We start from the raw sequence: 18,325 nt of genomic DNA, 5'->3' as shown, positions 1-18,325 counted from the left end.
CCGAATTTTCGTTCCATGCAAGGAACTTTTGTGAAGGCGTACCGGGGGTACGTCAAGCAAAAGTGACGAAGCAGGGGGCGGAAAGGCGGTGAAAGATGCCCCTGAGCGGGTTTTCAGACACGACCTAACAGCTGAGAGGATGGGTTGAAATGGAAGGACGGGAACGACGGTCGAATGGAAGCGTATCGAACGAATGGGGCAAGGAGAGCAATTGGAGGAGAAATTGGAGCTTGAAGGAGAAGATCGGACAGCTGTTCGTATTCGGATTCCATGGTTCCGAGCCATCGGATGAGATCAACGCGCTGATCGAAGAGTATGGGATCGGAGGGACGATTTACTTTACCCGCAACGTGCAGAATGCGGAGCAAGTGCATAACCTCTCGGTCAAGCTGCAAGAGAAGGCGGCCGTGTCAGGACGGGCGCCGCTGTTTATCGCCATCGATCAAGAAGGCGGCATGGTGGCCAGACTCGTCGACGGCGTCACGCTGATGCCCGGCAATATGGCGCTTGGCGCCACGGGCCAGGCCGAAGCGGCGCGCGAGACGGCCAAAGTATCTGGCGAAGAGCTCAGGAAGCTCGGAATCACGCTTAACTACGCGCCTTGCATTGACGTCAACAACAATCCTGACAATCCCGTTATCAACGTCCGCTCGTACAGCGACCGCGCGGAGGTCGTGTCGGAGCTGGGAGCCGCTGCCGTGGAAGGTTACCAGTCCGCTGGCGTGGCGGCGACGGTAAAGCACTTCCCCGGACATGGCGATACGTCCGTCGACTCCCACCATGCGTTGCCGGTATTGCCGCATAACCGCGATCGGCTGGATGCGATCGAGCTGCGCCCGTTCCGCGCGGCGATTGCCGCAGGCACGGACTGCATCATGACGGCGCATGTCGTGTTGCCGGCGCTTGAGCCGAGCGGCGTACCGTCCACGTTGTCCGAGAACGTGCTGACGGGCTTGCTTCGCAAGGAGCTGGGCTACGACGGCGTCGTCGTGACCGACTGTCTGGAGATGAGCGCGATCGACGAGCATTACGGGCCGGCGCAAGGCTCGGTGAAAGCGATACAGGCCGGCGCCGACATGGTGCTCGTCAGCCATACGATCGAGAAGCAGCGTGCGGCGCTGGAGGCGGTCGCAGCCGCGGTGGAAAACGGCGAATTGTCCGAGGCGAGAATCGACGAAGCGGTGGGCCGCATTATGCGGCTGAAGTCGAAGCTGCGGCTGGAAGAGCCGATTGGCGCATGGGAGCAGGTGGCGGCTGTTATAGGCACGGAAGGCAACAAGGAAGTCGCCCGCCGTTGGAGCGAAGCCTCCGTGACATTAGTGAAGAACGAAGGCGGCTTGCTGCCGCTTCGGCGCGAAGCGAGCACGCTCGTGTTATGGCCGAGCATCGTGCCGGTATCCGTCGCTGACGAGATGCTGTCCGGCGACGGCACGTTAGGCGGTTACCTGAGTCATTACGGCGCCGCTAACGTTGTGGAACGCCGAATGGACGGGGCGGACCCGCTCGCGGGCTTGGATGCATTCGAACAGATCGTCGTCGTTACTTACGACGCTGCAAAGCATCCGCTAGAGCGCGACATCGCCCGTCAGGCGATAGAGCTGGCAGGCGACCGCGTCGTGGCGGTATCCGTACGCAATCCGCTGGATCTGCTGCTGTACCCTGGTGTACTCGCATACCTCGCCGTCTACGAGTGCAGACCGCTGGCGCTGTCTTCCGCGGCAAAGACGCTGCTCGGCGACCTGAAGCCGCAGGGGAAGCTCCCCCTGGAAATTTCGCCGGCGTATCCTTTCGGCTGGAGCGTGGAGTAACGTTTCGCTGAGCCATAAATAGACAAAGTCCTCCAATCGTAATGTACGATGCGGAGGACTTTTTTTGGTTTGGCTTGGCTCGCTGGGGCGCTCTAGCAATTCGCTTGGCAGCTGCTGGGTCGTAGACTATAGCGTAAAAATCCCCGCGGGTGAGCCGTCGTCACCGCACGAAATGGTCGTAAGTCAGATCATGCAGAATGTATGCGAGGAAGAAGATGACGCAAGGGTTCTCGTAATGATGCTGGATATGCACGAGCTGTCCGTAGTACTTTTCCCCGTAATGGGGGTTGTTGCGCATCTCCAGATTGCTTTTGATGAGCGCGTCGAGCTTGTCGGCGATGTCCACGAGTTCGCCCTCATAGGTGTCGTCCTTCGCATTGACGAGGAAATCCATCATTTCGTCGTGGAAAAACGAAGGGAGCTGCTCCACCATTTTGCGCGCGACTTCCTGCTCATAACGCTCAAACGCCTCGCGTATAACGGAGGAGGACTTCTTGATCGGCGACGCGACATCGCCGCTGACGCCTTCCACGATGTCGTGCATGACCGACTTGCCGAGCAGCTTGTAAAGATCGATGCCCGGACGTCCAAATCGTTCCGTCTCGAGCAATCCGTTAAACAGAGACATCGCGGCAACGCGGAAGGAATGCGTGGCGTCGTTGTCGGGGATTAGATTAAAGCTGCCGCCCCAACGTTCGATGAGATCCAGGTTCAGGATGTGATCGAGAAACTGCCGCACGCCGGCATCGGTGTCCAGCGCCTGCAACAGCCAGACGATTGAGGGGCAGGATGAGGCGGCAAGCTCGGTCCGCAATTGCTCGTACTTCGAAGCAAAATACGGATTGGCGTCCAACTCGTATTCGCGCATGCAGAACAGCATCGCATCGAAGGAATCGACCGCCTGCACGAGCCGGCCGATATAGGATTCGTCCTCGGCATCGACGATGTAGTCGTAGAAGTGGGGCTGGAGCGAACGGGAGAGGTACGACACGATCTCCTTGCTGACCTCGTTCTCCAGCTTGCGGATATGGTCCGCGACATGAGCGTCTTTTTTGGTCACGTATTTGATGGAGCCCGTAACCGTCTCGTTCAAATCATGCAGCAACGCCCGCGCCGCGAGTTGAAGTTTGTTGAGCGGATTGCCGAATACACGCTCCTCTATGATGCCGGCCATAATAGCAATGGATGCGCATCGGAAGCTGTGGCTGGCGGCGTTGTCCTTGTAACGGGGGGAGAATTCCTTCCACCTGGACACGTATTGCATCTGAATGATGGCATTGGTGAATGAGCTGTTCTTCAAGACTGATTCCCCTCCACATCAATTGAAATTATAACGTGCTCGCGGACTCCTGTCCGGCCTCTTCCGCAAGATGAAATACTTTATAGTTGAGCAGTCCGATCACGACTGTTACCGATGTCAGACAAGCGGCGAATACGAACAATGGTACAATGCCAAACGTTTCCGCAATCCATGCCATGCCAAGCAGCGACAAGCAAAAGAACAGATTGAGCAGCACGTTCTGCGCGGAAAATAATTGCGGCAGCCTTGCTTTATCCAAGCTGCGCTGAAGAAGCGTCTTGCGGCTCACCATAGCAAGCTCTGCGAACGGTCCGCACAGGACGACGAACAATAAGGCAAGCCATGGCGATTGGTTAAATGCGAACAGGTAGATGAACAAACTGTATCCGATCATGCCGACCAGCATGTAAGAATAAATACGACGACTTAACTTCTCTACCATGGAGACCACGATGATTCCGCCGAGCAGGGTTCCCGAGAAGTAGGCGGCATTAATGAAACCCCACCATTCGTCGCCTCGTTTCAAAACCTGTTGCACATAAACAAGCAGGAAGGCTCCTGCCCACACCGAATTCGCGATCATGTCCGATACGTCCATAAACGTAAGGACGCGCAGCCTTGGCACTCTCCATATAAGCTGCCAGCCCTCGATCAAAATGTTCCGATTGCTTCTGGCGGGCGACTTTTCGCCACCGTTAATCTCCACTGCCGGCTCATGAATACGCAAGGTCAACGAGGCGGCCAATCCGTATATAACAGCCGCCGCGAGCATGGTATTACTGGTGCCGATCAGGACGACGACGACACCGCTAAGTCCCCAACCGGCGAATTGCACGATCTGGTCGCTGACGGACAACATGCCGTTCGCCTTCAGCAGTTCGCTGTCCAACCCGACTAACCGCGGTACCAGCGAGTTGCGTGATGGCGTAGTCCAGCCGTCCAGGAATGACAGAACGGACACGAGGAGCAGCACAGGCAATAGGACGGACGAATCCCCTCTATTCCAAAGATATAATACCAACAACGAGAATACAACGAATTGTCCAAGCTGCGAGACGAATAACAGGCGCGTCAGTTTGAATCTGGCCATTAAAAGAGGAGCAACGGAGCCGCTGATCATCCCCATGGCTCCACGTATCAGCGGTACGAGCGTGGCCGAGATCAAGCTGTCCGTCTGATTCAGGACCATCACGGTGAGCGCCATCGTATACAGGATGTCGGCCATATTGGAGGAGGTTTGCGTACCTAACAAGTAATAAAACGATCGGTTTAATGCTGTTTTTGCCATTCTGATATCCTCGTCTCTAACTCTGATGTATAACCGATCTCCGGTCTTATTATGCGTAAACTAGCTGGGCGACCCGATAGTCAATCCCTTCTCAACAGGATATAATAGCTTAAAAATGAAAGTGGCGGCATCATGTCGGACATATCCAATCCTTACATACATGGTGATTCATAATTGTTTGGAGGTCAAGGATCCAAACCAATATATAGTGCGAATGATGGTCGAAATTGCGAATTAGGTTTATCATAGGAAGATCATACGCGGTTGCCGGACGGGAGATAACAACATGGATATACGCAAACTAGGTTTAACCTTTAATACCATATTCGAAAAATGGATGTTTCTCATCATTCCCTGCTCGCTCATCTTCGGGTTCCTATTGGAACGTCCGCTGCAAGCCTTTGTGCCGGCCGTTCCCTATTTGTTTGCTTTCGTCACGCTGACGATGGCGATGGGCTGCGGGCTCAATCATCTGCGCGGCGTCATGAAGCGGCCGGGCATTATGCTGCTAACCTTCCTGCTGGCCCACGTCGTGTCGGCCGTCATTGCTTACGCCGCAGGCGTGGCGATCTTCGGAGCCGACTCTCCTTATGTCGTGGGGTTGGTGTTGTTCACGATTATCCCGCTTGGCGTGTCGTCCGTTCTGTGGGTGGGCATGTCCGGCGGAAGCGTGCCGCTCATGCTGGCCATGGTCGTATTGGATTCCCTGCTCAGCCCGCTCGTCGTGCCGGCAGGCGTACATGCCTTCTTCGGGACTGGGGTAGAGGTCAAAGCAGGTCCGCTTATGCTGGACCTAACAATCATTATCGTGCTGCCCACGATCATTGGCGTTGTCTTGTACGAGTTGAGCAAAGGGACGGCCGCGGTGAGAACCAAGCCGATCGCCGCCCCGATCTCCAAGCTCTGCTTCGTTTCGGTTGTCGCGCTTAACGCTTCGGCCATTGCCCCGTACGTAGAAGAGCTGAAACGCGACATGGCGTTGTTGGTGCCTGTTGTCATCGTTTTAGTCGGCATTTGTTACGCCGTCGGCTTCGTTTTTACGGCTGGCCTCCGGGATCGCGAGACGCAGACGACGGTATCGTATGCGACCGGCATGCGCAATATTTCCCTCGGCATCGTACTGGCGATGGGCTACTTCAGCCCGCTTGCCGCCGTACCGGTCGTGCTGTCGATTCTTATTCAACAGCCGGTGGCGACCGTTCATCATTATGTTTTACATAAACTTAACAGAAACAAGACTGGCAATGCGGTCCGTACGCATGTACGATAAACGTTGGCATTGATTTGCCGGCCCATCCATGAGGAGTGAACGGACATGAACAGTTTTCGAACCCGGTTAACGATCATTATTATCACGATGACCGCGCTGTCGGTGACGGCTGCGGGTTTCCTGATGATGAAGACGTTTAAAAACAATCATATCAACGCGCTGGAAGACAATATGGTTCGCGAGATGCATCTTATCGTCAACAAGATGGATTGGCTGACGGGTGAGCTGGAGGAGCAAACCTTCTATTATACGAAGGAAGCGGAAGAGCTCAAGGGATACACCGATGCGCGGGTGACGTTTATGCGGGGAGACGGGACGGTCATCGGCGATTCTGACTACGATCCGCGTACAATGGACAATCATGCTTCGCGTAAAGAAGTAATGGAAGCGATGGATAAAGGCATCGGACAAGCAGTGCGTCCCAGCGAGACGGCTGGAGAAAGCTTGATCTACGTGGCGATTCCACATGTCGTTTTGGAAGATGGCAATACTTATATCATACGGCTAGCCATGTCGCTGCAAGAGGTAGAGGGCAGCATCGATCAATTGACGGTCGTTTTGATTGGCGGCCTATGGGTGCTGTGCATCGTCGCGGCCGTTATCAGCTATAGAATTGCCCTGAGCCTGACGAAGCCGCTGGAGCAGATTACGAAGGTGGCCAAGCGGATCAAAAACATGGACTATCGCGCGAGAGTGAAGACGACGAAACAAGACGAGATCGGAGAGCTGGGCACGGCAATCAATGCGATGGCCGACAGTCTGCAGGTGCAGATGAGCCGTATCAGGCAGAACGAGAACCAACTGGAGAGCGTACTTGCGAACATGATCAACGGCGTCGTCATGATTGACGTTCATGGCATTATTCTGCTTATGAATCGCAGGGCGGAAGAAGTGCTCGGCTTCTCCGCGCGCGAGCTTGTCGGACGGCACTTCGCCGAAGCGAAACAGCAATATGAGCTGGCACAGATTATTCAGGAAGCATTGGATTCGAGGGAGCATCTGCGCGAGGAAATAACGTTTTACTTCCCGGAGGAGCGACTGCTGGAGCTTAATCTTGTGCCTGTCCGCGAAAACAACGACGGAGAATTTAGCGGCGTGCTCCTTGTCCTGCAAGACGTATCCGCGATTCGCAGACTGGAGCGGATGCGCAGCGAATTCGTGGCGAATGTATCGCATGAGCTTAAGACTCCGATTGCCGCAGTTAAGGGATTCGCGGAGACGCTGCTCGGCGGTGCCGTTAAGGACGAAGAGACGGCTCGTTCGTTTCTTCAAATTATTTTCGACGAGAGCGAAAGGCTCAATCGTCTGATCGGAGACATCCTGGAGCTGTCTAAGATCGAATCGAGAAGAGTGCCGCTCATGTTTTCTCCCGTAGAGATGGACGGATTTATTGACAAGACGGTAAAGCTGCTGGAGCCGGAAGCAAAACGCAGAGGCATTGTTCTGGAGCGTGACGTCGAATCGGGATTATATCTGGAGGCGGATGAAGACCGGTTGCGCCAAATCATGATGAATTTGTTGTCCAACGGCATTAATTACACGCCGGAGGGCGGACATGTTACGATTCGCATTTATGCGTATGGCGACGAGCAAGTCCGCATCCAGATCAGGGATTCCGGCATAGGCATTCCCAAAAAAGATCTGCCTCGCGTCTTCGAGCGTTTTTATCGCGTGGACAAGGCCAGAAGCCGGAGCTCCGGCGGCACGGGCCTCGGTTTGTCCATCGTCAAACATCTGGTGGAGCTCCATAAGGGAACGATCTCGGTCAGCAGCACGGTTGGCGTAGGAACGACATTTACGATTGATCTTCCCGTCATTCAATAAGGCGGCAAGGCCTGGTTAGGCATGTTGGACTATCGCATAACGTGGAAGTCGTGGTAAACTGTTTACTAAGCGTTAAACTTTAAGTGTATGCGGCGCTTGATGCGCCGCTATAGAGCCTGGAGGTCCCTATGTCGCACAAAGTGTTAGTCATTGAAGACGAACCGACTTTGGCAAGGTTATTATCGTACAACTTGACTCAGGAAGGCTACGAGACAACCGTCATTGATCATGGCAGCGAAGGGCTGCAGACCGCTCTTCAACGAGGATTCGATCTCATTATATTGGATATCATGTTACCGGGCATGAATGGTTTCGAAGTGTTGAGCCGGCTTCGCCAGCACGGCGTGCGCACGCCTGTCATTATTCTGACGGCACGCAATGCGGAAGAAGAGGTCGTGCAGGGACTTAAGCATGGAGCGGATGATTATATAACCAAACCTTTTGGGGTAGCTGAGTTGCTTGCTCGTGTATCGGCCGTCTTGCGCAGGACGCACAACGAAGACCCCGCACCCGTTGTTTCCAACGAGAAGGTAATCTCGGTAGGAGAGTTGGCGATCTACCCGGAGAAATACGAGGTTGTCGTCAACGGCGAACCGATCCCGCTTCGGCCCAAGGAGTTCGAGGTGCTGCTCTATCTGGTGCAGCGTCCGGGAATGGTCATTACCCGCGACGATCTTATGAACGTCGTATGGGGCTTCGACTACATTGGCGGCCAGCGTACCGTCGACGTACACGTCAGCTCGCTTCGGAAGAAGCTGGAGCTTGGCCAGCAATCCGTTCAGATCGAATCCATCCGAGGCGTCGGATACAAGCTCGTTATGCCTAAAAAGCTCGCAAGCCCTAAGCTGTAGGGATGCCGGGCTTTTTTTGTTGATAGGGGGAGAGGGAGAGCGCGTTTTGAAAGCGTAGTTAAGCTGCGTAGGCTTATAAAAAGCGTAATGAAATAAATGCGCTTTTCGCGAGTAAGGAAAAGGGGCCGCAGCCAGCCTTGGCGGAAGCAATAGCCCGGAAAATCGGGTTATTGAAGCGCGGTCGGCCTTGTCGGAAGCAATAGCCCGGAAAAATCGGGCTATTGGAGCGCCGCCGGAGCTGCCGAGCGCAATAGCCCGAGAAAATCGGGCTATTGGAGCGCCACCGGAGCTCCCGAGCGCAATAGCCCGAGAAAATCGGGCAATAGGAGCGCGATCGGCCTTGTCGAAAGCAATAGCCCGGAAAAATCGGGCAATAGGAGCGCGGTCGGCCTTGGCGGAAGCAATAGCCCGGAAAAATCGGGCTATTGAAGCGCGGCCAGCCTTGTCGGAAGCAATAGCCCGGAAAAATCGGGCTATTGAAGCCCGGTCGGCCTTGTCGGAAGCAATAGCCCGGAAAAATCGGGCTATTGGAGCGCCGCCGGAGCTGCCGAGCGCAATAGCCCGAGAAAATCGGGCTATTGGAGCGCCGCCGGAGCTGCCGAGCGCAATAGCCCGAAAAAAACGGGCTATTGGAGCGCCGCCGGAGCTGCCGAGGTCAATAGCCCGAGAAAATCGGGCTATTGAAGCGCCGCCGGAGCTGCCGAGCGCAATAGCCCGAAAAAATCGGGCTATTGGAGCGCCTCCGGAGTGCCGAGCGCAATAGCCCGAGAAAATCGGGCTATTGGAGCGCCGCAGGAGCTGCCGAGCGCAATAGCCCGAAAAAATCGGGCTATTGGAGCGCCGCCGGAGCTGCCGAGCGCAATAGCCCGAGAAAATCGGGCTATTGGAGCGCCACCGGAGCTCCCGAGGTAGCGTCAAGAAGTTTGTGTAAGTAGGTTTTTCCATCGGGACGATGGCATTCTTTTAATGGTGAGCGTAGCCCAAGCGAAGGCGCGGGAGGCTATTGGTTTCCATAACGCTCGTTGTACATTTTCTCGAAAGCAGCTTTCGTATCGACATCGACAAAGCCACGGATCGCTCGACCACACCATTTTTCGTTGTAGTCGGTGGCTTGTAGATAAATGATCTTCTCCGCCGCTTCAATGTTCGTTAAACTGTTCATCGGTTTGAGGCGCTTACGCAGTTCTTTGTTCATTCGTTCAATCGGATTTGTGGTGTAGATGGCGGGCCAAGTCAACGTCGGGTACTTGTAAAAGGTTAAGAGCGTCGAGAGTTGTTCCTCCCAGGACGCGACTTCCTTTGGATACTGCTTACGCCATCTATCCTTAAATCCGTCGAATACAGCGCGTGCCACGTCTCCATCGATGGCGGTATACACCAGCTTCAAGTCATCCAAGAACTCTGTTTTATCCGCTACACGGATCTTTGGAAAGGTCGCACGTACTTTGTGAACAACGCAATGCTGAACATCGGCCATGGGGTAGATTTCACGGAAGGCCTCTTCAAGCCCTGGCAAGCCGTCGAAGACACCTAGCAAGATGTCGGTAGCTCCGCGATTCTTGAGATCCTTAAGAACCTCGCGCCATCCATTTGAGCTCTCGTGGCCGCCTACGTAGAAGCCGAGGATTTGGCGAATGCCTTTCTCGTCGATGCCCATGGCCAAATAAACCGCCTCACTGTTTACGGTGTTGCGCTTCAGCTTCACATAAAGGCCATCGAGGTAAATGACAGAGTAGCGTTTCTCAAGCGGACGTTTCTGCCACTGCTCAATATCCTCCATAACCGTATGGGTAATGTTGCTGACGGTTGTAGGCGAGTACTGCGAGCCAAACATGCTCTCTACGAATTTTGCGACTTCCCGTGTGCTCATTCCGCCTTTGTACATGTGAATAATGGCTTCCTCAAGCCAGCCTTCACGGCGCTGGTAGGGCTGGAACAGTCGAGTTTGAAAAAATCCTTTGCGGTCTCGAGGCACTTGAAGCTCGTTGATGGCGCCGTAGCGTGTTTGATAAGTGCGCTTGTAGTTGCCATTTAACGTCGTACGCGGTCCCTTGTGTTCGTTACTAATGTAATTTTTAATTTCTTCACGCAGGAGTAACTCCAACTTCTCCTGCACAAGCTTAGTTACAGCATTTTCAAGTAGATCATTGAACGCATTTTCGGGTATAGTAGTCATCGAGTAGGGCTCCTTCTTGGTGATCTCAGCAATCCCGAGAATACCCTACTTTTTTGTTGCCTGTGAAGGCTCCAAATGTTGGTACACAAACTACTTTACTTCATCGCTCCCGAGCGCAATAGCCCGAGAAAATCGGGCTATTGGAGCGCCACCGGAGCTCCCGAGCGCAATAGCCCGAGAAAATCGGGCAATAGGAGCGCCGCAGGAGCTGCCGAGCGCAATAGCCCGGAATAATCGGGCAATAGGAGCGCGGTCGGCCTTGGCGGAAGCAATAGCCCGGAAAAATCGGGCTATTGAAGCGCAGTTAGCCTTGTCGGAAGCAATAGCCCGGAAAAATCGGGCTATTGAAGCGCCGCCGGAGCTGCCGAGCGCAATAGCCCGAGAAAATCGGGCTATTGAAGCGCGATCGGCCTTGGCGAGAGCAAAAGTCCTAGCGGAGCATCAATTCCGCTGCCAAGTCAGCATCTTGCGCTGGAATTGTTTGGGTGAGCAATCGTTGTACTTTTTGAACATCTTGTAGAAGTGGGCCATATTCGGCATGCCGATTCGCTCGCCAACCTCGGAGATGCTCAGATCCTTAGTAAGCAGAATCCGTTCGGCCCACTTCACCTTACGGTAATTAACGTATTCCGTGAAGGAGAGACCGATCGTTTTTTTGAAATATTTGACGAAATAGTAGTAGCTCATATTGGCGATCTTGCACACCTCTTCGACCTGAATCCGGTCCGTCAAATGGTTCTCCACGTAGTCGAGCACGGGCTTCAGCCGCACCTTGTCGAAGTTGTCCTGCTCGATCAGCATTTTGCGCGTGTCGTTCCGTAGCAGATGCAGCAAAATTTGTTTGATCAAGATGCTCGCCGCAAGCTCGTACCCCGTCGATTTGCCTGTCGCTTCGTCCAGTATGCGCGTGACGCAAGTCGCAATCTCCGCCTTTACTGCAGCATTCTCCTCAAAAATATAATTCGCCTTGGAAAGCGGCGCATGGGTTGCCGAGAAGTAACGAATATAAGGGATGGAGCTATGGTCGAAAAATTGCTCCAAGTCGAACTGCAGCACGATGTAATCGAGAAGCTTCTCGCTTTTGTCCCGATGCAGCTCGGATGCCCCGATGATGACCAGGTCGCCTGGACCCAGATGATAGCTGTCCTGCTCCAGATAGACATCCAGATGACCGCTCAAAATAAGCAGCAGCTCAAGCTGCTTATGATAATGCCAATTCGTAAAATCCGAACCCTCGCGCTGCGTTCGGAAAATACGAACCGACAGCAGAGGATTCTCGTAACGGACCTTCTCGTTGAATGCGTCCAATGAGGGCGCCTCCCGTCTAATCAGCGAGCCGTTCGCCGTATAATTTGATTGATGACCTCGGAGAAAATGAGACCGATCGCGATGGCGCCCGATATCATAAACGCCTTTACCCCTAGCTGCACGGCGGTATCGTATTGATCCTCGACGACATGCCGCATGGCATCGTAGGCGAGGCCGCCCGGAACGAGCGGAATAATGCCGGCGACGCTGAATATGATGATCGGCGTCTTGTACAGCTTGGCGAACAGCTGGCTGAGAACGGTGACGAGGAACGCGGCGATCAGCGTTGCCGGGATAACGTCGAGACCAAGCTCGATGCAGACATAATAAGCCAGCCAGCCGGACATTCCAACAAAGCCGCAGCGAGCCAACTGGCGGATCGGCGAATTGAATATAAATCCGAACAGGGCGGACGAGATGAAGCTCGTTACGAGCTGATAGACAATTTCCATGCCGACAGGCGCTCCTAAGTAAAATGATGAGTTCAACGCAACACAATCCGACTGTCTGTCCTAGAAGTGAAAGTTCAAAAAGTTCGGTTTTCAGCACAATAGCGTAAGCTTCCGATGCTGCGTTTTTTTCAAAAACGCTGTAGAAGATTGAGTGAAGGTAGAAACTGAGTAGCGGAGCGTAGTGGAAGCTACGCGAGCACCTGCAATGTTTCCGGAGGAAACTTACTTCGAAAGCATCCGCTTAGTTTCGCATAACTTCGGGCCCCGCGAAAGTAATCGGAATTGACATCGAAGCTTCCCTTCACTTTCGTGGGTATCAGGAAATATTCGACGTCGAGTAGACTTCTTGGCATACTTCGTGATCAAAAGCGGACTTTTGAACTACCTCTAGAAAATAGACAAAATAGCGGCGATGCCGGAGCCGATCGCGAAAGCGGTCAAAAACGCCTCGGCCCCTTTGGACAAGCCCGAAACGAGATGTCCGGCCATCAGATCCCTGACGGCGTTCGTAATATGCAGTCCCGGCACCAGAGGCATAACGGATCCGATGATGATCTTGTCGAGATCATGGCCGAAGCCAAGCTTGACCGCGCCGACCGCCAGACTGCCAATAATCAGAGCGGTCAGAAATTCCGCGAAAAACTTGATCGGCACGATCCGATGAATGAACAGGAAAAACAGAAACCCGGAACCGCCCGTCATGAATACGGGGAAGAAGTCATTCCACCCTCCCCTGAACATAATAAGAAAGCATCCGCTGGCGACGGCCGCGGCCAGCACCTTAAGTCCGGGGTGATATTCGTGTTTGGCCGCATCAACCTCCTCGAGCAGCGCATAAGCCTCATTCGGCCCAAGATCGCCGCCGCTGATTCGTCTCGAGATATCGTTGACCATGGCTACTTTGCTCAGATTGGTGTTGCGCTCCGAGATCCGGATCAGCCGCGTCACGTGCGAAGATCCGTCGATCGCGAAGATCAGCCCCGTCGGCGTCACAAAGCTATGGGATTGCTCGATGCCGTAAGCGGCGGCGATTCGCACCATCGTATCCTCCACGCGATACGTCTCGCCGCCGTTTTGCAAAATAATTTTGCCGGCGAGCAGGCAGGTCTGCGTAATGACATGCGTTAGCTCTGGCGTTATGTCAGCTAAAGTATGCGCAGACGTACCTGCTGGCAAAGTTAAATTCGTGGTCGTGTCTATCGTCATAACGCTGTCGACGACCGCTGACTGAATTCCTCGCGTATGGCCGCCCGAAGCTCGCCGTCCGCCATGACGTCATAACCCGTTGCCGCAAGCAGCTTGGCTCCGACGAGCATTCTGTCCAGCGCCGTATCGGTCATGGCCGCGTCCCGAAACGCCTCCGTATGCAGCATGAGTCGGTCCTCGACGATTTTTACATAAGGGTGAATGGCCGGGCAGCGCTTCGACACGTTGCCAAGATCAAGCGACCCGTGATCCTTGCCCTCTTGAACCTCCTCGAGAGGGACGCCGGCCTCCGCTAAATTTTTCATAAACGTCTCGGACAAAATCTCGTTCGTCATCAACTCGTCGTAGGAATATTCGTAGCTGCTCACCTGGAGCCCGCAGCCAGTCGCAAGCGCGGCAGCATCCGCGCATCGTTTGACCTTGGCCGTCAGCTCGTTCGTGTAGGCCCGCGAAGCAGAACGCACGTAGAACTTCGCGGACGCATAGTCCGGAATAATGTTAGGCGCCGTGCCGCCGTTGTCGATAATGCCATGAATGCGGGCATCGCTGCGGGTCTGCTGGCGAAGGGCATTGACGCTGCCGAACAGCGCAAGAACCGCGTCCAGCGCGTTTACGCCTTCATGCGGACTCGCCGCAGCATGAGCGGCGAGTCCGCTAAATTCGAAGCGGACGGGATCCAGCGCCAGCGACTGTCCGGAGCGCTCGAAGCTGTGATAGGGATGCGCCATCAGCGCGATATCGCAGTCGTCGAACAGACCGGCTTCCGCCATCGGCACCTTAGCACCCTTTGTCTCTTCGGCCGGCGTGCCGTAGACGCGGATAACGCCGCCAAGCTCATCGGCGACAGCCTTGAGTCCAATGGCCGCAGCGGCGCTCATCGTACCAATGAGATGATGGCCGCATGCATGGCCAAGCCCTTCCAGAGCGTCATACTCGCATAGAAAGGCGACGACCGCGCCGGGCTTGCCCGTATCGTAGACGGCGAGAAAGGCCGTATCCAGCCCCAGCACGCCTTTCTCTACCTGAAACCCCGCCCGGGCAAGCATGTCGGTCAAGAGTCCCGATGCAAAATATTCTTGATGGCCAAGCTCGGGCTGCCTGCCGATTTTTATCGCTATGTCGCGGAACGTGTCCGCTTGTTGTTCAATGGAGGCTAATGCCAATTGTTTACTCATCGTTGCAACCATCCTTCACCCGATTATCAACTTCCATTATAACATATTGGGCGCGCGCAACATTTAACATTCCGATAACAGTGCCATGAAATCGGGATAATGCAATAGGTCTATAATTTCGATAAAACATTCATTGTCAATAGGAGGATTGAATCATGACGACAACGATGATAAGTCGGAACATGGCAGAATCCAGTACTGTAGAACCGGTATTGGAAACGAGGCCGATCATGTTGCAGTCTCCATCCATGCACAAGTCAAAGACGGGGATCATCCGTCTCCGTGATTTCGCAAGATCGGCTCCAGTCGTTCATGAAGGCTCATTATGCAAAGATCTGCTTGAGATGTTCCAGGAGCAAGGCGATTGCGAATGCATCGTCATGGTAAGCAACTCCGGCAACATCAGCGGACTCGCGATGCGCAACCGATTCTCGTACAAGCTTGCCCATCGATACAGTGTCGCCTTGTTCTACAATAAACCGGCCCTCGGACTTTCGGATACGGCTCCGATCATCGTCGATACCGATTCGGATCCCCGGGAGATCATTGATTTGGCCATGTCCCGTCAGGGAGATTCGTTGTACGATTGCATCGTTCTCGTCTCCAATGGGCGGTATGAAGGCGTGCTGGCCGTCAGCGATCTGCTCCGCCTCTCCAAGGAGCTTCAATTGCAGGCGATGGAAGCACAGAAGGAGACGCTGCTTTCTGCGAAAGAGCGGATCAACGGCATTGATGAAGCCGTAGAGAGCGTACGCGATTCTGTGCAGCTCGGTGACACATTATCCATGAGAATGGTGGACTTGACCCTTCAGGGCAAGACCGAGTTGAACAGCATCAAGGAATCATTCCAAAGCATTGAAAACAGCTCCATTCGGCAAGCCGAACGAATGAAGGAGCTGGAGCGCGAGACGGACTCTATAAGCGCAGTGTCGAAGCTGATCAAGGAGTTGGCGGAGCAGTGCAACATCCTTGCGATCAACGCTTCGATCGAAGCGGCGAGGGCGGGGCAATATGGCCGCGGTTTCTCTGTTGTAGCGGGAGAAATTATGAATTTGGCAGACCAGACCAAGAAGTCCGCTATTGAAATTACGGCCATTACCAACAACATTGTGCAGTCCATCGTCAAGGCCGTAGAACTTGTTGAAGCAGGCCGGAGACAGACGGCGTCCAGCGTAAACAGCGTAGAAGCGGCGGACGTCGTCTTTCAGGAAATGTTTAAATCGGCCGCGGACAACCGCACCAGCTCGCAGACGATCGGAGAGCTGGCGGAGAAGGCCCATGAATTGTCGGCTCAAGTCTCGCAGGAGATGGAGCGGCTGCGTCAAACTTACTCCTGATCACAGCTTAGCGGATGGGGGAAAAAGCGCGGTTCGGATTGTTTTTACTTCCGCTTAACAAACGAGAAATGCTCCATTAACAATCTACGAGTAAAATACAGGCTGGGAATCCAGTTCATCGATTCGGGGAGGCATATTAACAATGACGGTCAGAAAAGAATTTGATCACGGTCTGGAAAATCTTCATCAGTGGATTGTCGAGATGGGCAATTTTGTTGAGAAAGCGTTGGCTGAAGCAGTATCCGCATTAAAAAACGTCGACACGGCGCGCGCGAAAGAGGTAATCGAAGCCGATCACCAGCTTAATGCAATGGAAGAAAAAATTATGGAGCTCGGCGCGAAATTGATTGCGACCCAGCAGCCGGTGGCCAAGGATCTTAGACGAATCCTGTCCGCATTCCGCATCGCGAGCGATCTGGAGCGAATGGGGGATTTGTCCGTCGATATCGCGAAGACGGTGCTTCGACTGGAAGGTCAGCCGCTGATAAAGCCATTGATCGATCTGCCGCGAATGGCAGAGATCGTCGCCACGATGACGTACGAATCAATTCAATCTTTCATCAACGAAAACGTGGATCTGGCGTACAAGATGGCCAAGGACGATGATCAGGTCGATGCGTTGTATGGCCAAATTACGCGCGAATTGACGATGCTTATGATGGAAAATCCGCGCAACATCGCACAGGCTTCGCTGCTCAGCTTCGTCAGCAGACATTTGGAGCGCTTCGGCGACCATGCGACGAATATCGGGGAAAGCGTTGTATACCTGGTGACAAGCGAGCGTCCCGATCTGAACCAATAGGTCGTAACGCGGCAGCAATATCGGCACTGCGGGGCATCTGACAGCGGTGTGGCGCACCCGAGGATCGAGGGGATAGTCGTGAGTAAGGTCGGAACGGGATTGTTGCACGAAGCATTGGTTAGCGTAGTCATGGATCGCTGGAAGACCGGCGGCGTGGTCGCTCTGTACGTAGAGTTCATGCCGTCGCGGCATGAACTGTCTTTAGCGATCGACAAGTGGGCTGCAAGCGAGCCAGGCATATTCTGGAAGCAATATCTTGTATTGGCTTGAAATATCCGCTGTCGGAATCTCGACCGAGGCGATCGTCGAGCGAGTGACGGAAGAGCTCCAAAGGCTGTCAGGAGGGGCGCGCTCTAGCAGCGGCTTGTCCGACGGCGGAGCAAGACGTTTCGGAGTCGGAGCTGCATGGACGCGCCCGATGACGACGCCGGAGAAGGCGGAAGCCCACTTGTTATGCCGAATTCAAGAGGTGTTGGAAAGAGGAGAGCGCCAACTGGCTTTGGGCACAAGCGAAACCCCGATTGCCGCCAAGGGCAATCGGGACGCGATCGGAAGCGGCTATCCGATCGGGAAGCTAGCCTCTCCCGTACCCTTGTTCGAAAGCAACGCGAAAGTTTCCGAAGTCGCCAATTTGTTCGACGCCAATCCGAACGTGCAAGGCGTCATCATCGTAAAGGACAGCCGGCCCGTCGGGGTGATAATGAGAGATCGGCTTTATCAGCAGCTGGCCGGCCAATTCGGTCATGCCTTGTATGCCAGCCGTTCCGTAGAGCGTGTCATGGACCGAGATCCGCTCATCGTCGAAGAATATACGCCGGTTGAGAGGGTGTCTCAGCTGGCGATGTCTAGGGACGAGTCCAGGTTGTACGATATTGTCGTTATGGTCAAGGATGGCATCGTCATGGGAGCGGCGACGATCAGAGGCATTCTGGAGTGTATGACGGCACTCCGCACCGAGGAAGCCAGAATTGCGAATCCTTTGACGGGATTGCCGGGCAATTCGGGGATTGAAGCGGAATTATCGCGCAGAATCGCGAATCGGGAGCCGTTTTCGGTCGTGTACGCGGATCTGGATTATTTCAAATGGTTCAACGATTGTTTCGGCTTCGCCCGCGGTGACGAGCTGATTCGATACTTGGCCGAGCTTATGGTAGGAGAGTTCGCAAACAGCGACAGCCGGCAATTTTTTGTAGGGCATATCGGCGGCGACGACTTCATTGGCGTCGTGGATCCTCCAAGCGCGGAAGGAGTATGCGAGCGTTTGATCAGAGCGTTCGACGGCGGCGTCCATCGTTATTATGGAGGTGCCGACATATCCGTCGTGGAGAACCGTCAAGGTCAGAAGGTGGAGCAGGACGGCGTCACCTTGTCGTTGTCGCTGCTCCAGTGCGACGGTACCGGAGAGATGAACCTGGAGGATATATCCGTAAGTGCAGCCAGATTGAAGAAGAGAGCCAAATCGATCAAAGGCAGCGTATATGTCGCCGGTGAATGGAAAAACAGCCAGCCGAGAGAGAAGTGAGATGAT

Annotated in this window: 16 protein-coding genes; 9 read left to right on the top strand and 7 right to left on the bottom strand. The window is 54.2% G+C overall.

Translation table 11 applies throughout. The features are described from left to right. Positions 1-149 precede the first annotated feature (149 nt). Complete coding sequence (locus tag H7F31_RS25960) at positions 150-1,808, top strand: glycoside hydrolase family 3 protein (RefSeq protein ID WP_187101165.1); 1,659 nt, start codon at positions 150-152, stop codon at positions 1,806-1,808. A 160-nt stretch (positions 1,809-1,968) separates the two neighbouring features. Here the strand turns inward: H7F31_RS25960 and H7F31_RS25955 are convergent, their stop codons facing one another. Beyond that, entirely contained in the window at positions 1,969-3,108 is a 1,140-nt protein-coding gene (locus H7F31_RS25955; RefSeq protein ID WP_187101164.1) for a YfbR-like 5'-deoxynucleotidase, read from the bottom strand. Between the two features lie 28 nt (positions 3,109-3,136). Continuing rightward, complete coding sequence (locus H7F31_RS25950) at positions 3,137-4,396, bottom strand: MFS transporter (protein ID WP_187101163.1); 1,260 nt, start codon at positions 4,394-4,396, stop codon at positions 3,137-3,139. 286 nt (positions 4,397-4,682) lie between these two features. Between H7F31_RS25950 and H7F31_RS25945 the strand changes: the two genes are divergently transcribed. The 4 genes from H7F31_RS25945 to H7F31_RS25930 all read left to right on the top strand — a co-directional run bounded on the left by H7F31_RS25945 (position 4,683) and on the right by H7F31_RS25930 (position 9,104). Then, positions 4,683-5,666 carry a bile acid:sodium symporter family protein gene (locus H7F31_RS25945; RefSeq protein WP_261800135.1) on the top strand — a complete coding sequence of 328 codons (984 nt, stop codon included), beginning with the start codon at positions 4,683-4,685 and terminating at the stop codon, positions 5,664-5,666. A 45-nt stretch (positions 5,667-5,711) separates the two neighbouring features. Continuing rightward, complete coding sequence (pnpS, locus tag H7F31_RS25940; RefSeq protein WP_187101162.1) at positions 5,712-7,490, top strand: two-component system histidine kinase PnpS; 1,779 nt, start codon at positions 5,712-5,714, stop codon at positions 7,488-7,490. A 128-nt stretch (positions 7,491-7,618) separates the two neighbouring features. Beyond that, complete coding sequence (locus H7F31_RS25935; RefSeq protein ID WP_087571578.1) at positions 7,619-8,341, top strand: response regulator transcription factor; 723 nt, start codon at positions 7,619-7,621, stop codon at positions 8,339-8,341. Between the two features lie 391 nt (positions 8,342-8,732). Next, complete coding sequence (locus tag H7F31_RS25930) at positions 8,733-9,104, top strand: hypothetical protein (RefSeq protein ID WP_187101161.1); 372 nt, start codon at positions 8,733-8,735, stop codon at positions 9,102-9,104. 237 nt (positions 9,105-9,341) lie between these two features. Here the strand turns inward: H7F31_RS25930 and H7F31_RS25925 are convergent, their stop codons facing one another. From H7F31_RS25925 to H7F31_RS25905, 5 genes are all read right to left on the bottom strand, one after another. Further along, positions 9,342-10,517, bottom strand: coding sequence for an IS256 family transposase (locus H7F31_RS25925; protein WP_187101160.1), 1,176 nt, complete (start codon positions 10,515-10,517; stop codon positions 9,342-9,344). A 441-nt stretch (positions 10,518-10,958) separates the two neighbouring features. Then, a complete protein-coding gene (locus H7F31_RS25920; RefSeq protein ID WP_187101159.1) occupies positions 10,959-11,825 on the bottom strand; it encodes a helix-turn-helix domain-containing protein in 867 nt (288 codons plus the stop codon). Between the two features lie 20 nt (positions 11,826-11,845). Next, entirely contained in the window at positions 11,846-12,277 is a 432-nt protein-coding gene (locus tag H7F31_RS25915) for a threonine/serine exporter family protein (RefSeq protein WP_187101158.1), read from the bottom strand. A gap of 387 nt (positions 12,278-12,664) precedes the next feature. Continuing rightward, positions 12,665-13,477, bottom strand: coding sequence for a threonine/serine exporter family protein (locus H7F31_RS25910; RefSeq protein WP_261800557.1), 813 nt, complete (start codon positions 13,475-13,477; stop codon positions 12,665-12,667). A gap of 2 nt (positions 13,478-13,479) precedes the next feature. Next, positions 13,480-14,658, bottom strand: a complete 1,179-nt coding sequence (locus H7F31_RS25905; protein ID WP_187101156.1) for a M20 family metallopeptidase — start codon at positions 14,656-14,658, stop codon at positions 13,480-13,482. Between the two features lie 155 nt (positions 14,659-14,813). On the opposite strand from H7F31_RS25905, the gene H7F31_RS25900 reads away from it, so the two are divergent. From H7F31_RS25900 to H7F31_RS25885, 4 genes are all read left to right on the top strand, one after another. Then, entirely contained in the window at positions 14,814-15,995 is a 1,182-nt protein-coding gene (locus tag H7F31_RS25900; RefSeq protein WP_187101155.1) for a methyl-accepting chemotaxis protein, read from the top strand. 142 nt (positions 15,996-16,137) lie between these two features. Then, positions 16,138-16,797: a phosphate signaling complex protein PhoU gene (gene phoU / locus H7F31_RS25895; protein ID WP_187101154.1), complete on the top strand. Its 660-nt coding sequence runs from the start codon at positions 16,138-16,140 to the stop codon at positions 16,795-16,797. A 78-nt stretch (positions 16,798-16,875) separates the two neighbouring features. Continuing rightward, the gene (locus tag H7F31_RS25890) at positions 16,876-17,067 is read left to right on the top strand and encodes a hypothetical protein (RefSeq protein WP_187101153.1); all 192 of its coding nucleotides are present in this window, start codon (positions 16,876-16,878) and stop codon (positions 17,065-17,067) included. Next, positions 17,054-18,319: a GGDEF domain-containing protein gene (locus H7F31_RS25885; protein ID WP_187101152.1), complete on the top strand. Its 1,266-nt coding sequence runs from the start codon at positions 17,054-17,056 to the stop codon at positions 18,317-18,319. The genes H7F31_RS25890 and H7F31_RS25885 overlap by 14 nt, the downstream gene beginning before the upstream one ends. The last annotated feature ends 6 nt before the right edge of the window (positions 18,320-18,325 follow it).

This window comes from Paenibacillus sp. PAMC21692, assembly GCF_014303795.1.
GTDB lineage: Bacteria > Bacillota > Bacilli > Paenibacillales > Paenibacillaceae > Pristimantibacillus > Pristimantibacillus agaridevorans.
The sequence above is the reverse complement of the archived record's forward strand: the minus strand, read 5'-3'. Positions and strand labels throughout refer to the sequence as shown.

Bases quoted from the DNA above. Each gene is read 5' to 3' on its own strand.
- H7F31_RS25960 (WP_187101165.1), top strand. From the start codon at position 150: ATGGAAGGACGGGAACGACGGTCGAATGGAAGCGTATCGAACGAATGG.
- H7F31_RS25950 (WP_187101163.1), bottom strand. From the start codon at position 4,396: ATGGCAAAAACAGCATTAAACCGATCGTTTTATTACTTGTTAGGTACG.
- H7F31_RS25945 (WP_261800135.1), top strand. From the start codon at position 4,683: ATGGATATACGCAAACTAGGTTTAACCTTTAATACCATATTCGAAAAA.
- pnpS (WP_187101162.1), top strand. From the start codon at position 5,712: ATGAACAGTTTTCGAACCCGGTTAACGATCATTATTATCACGATGACC.
- H7F31_RS25935 (WP_087571578.1), top strand. From the start codon at position 7,619: ATGTCGCACAAAGTGTTAGTCATTGAAGACGAACCGACTTTGGCAAGG.
- H7F31_RS25925 (WP_187101160.1), bottom strand. From the start codon at position 10,517: ATGACTACTATACCCGAAAATGCGTTCAATGATCTACTTGAAAATGCT.
- H7F31_RS25915 (WP_187101158.1), bottom strand. From the start codon at position 12,277: ATGGAAATTGTCTATCAGCTCGTAACGAGCTTCATCTCGTCCGCCCTG.
- H7F31_RS25905 (WP_187101156.1), bottom strand. From the start codon at position 14,658: ATGAGTAAACAATTGGCATTAGCCTCCATTGAACAACAAGCGGACACG.
- H7F31_RS25900 (WP_187101155.1), top strand. From the start codon at position 14,814: ATGACGACAACGATGATAAGTCGGAACATGGCAGAATCCAGTACTGTA.
- phoU (WP_187101154.1), top strand. From the start codon at position 16,138: ATGACGGTCAGAAAAGAATTTGATCACGGTCTGGAAAATCTTCATCAG.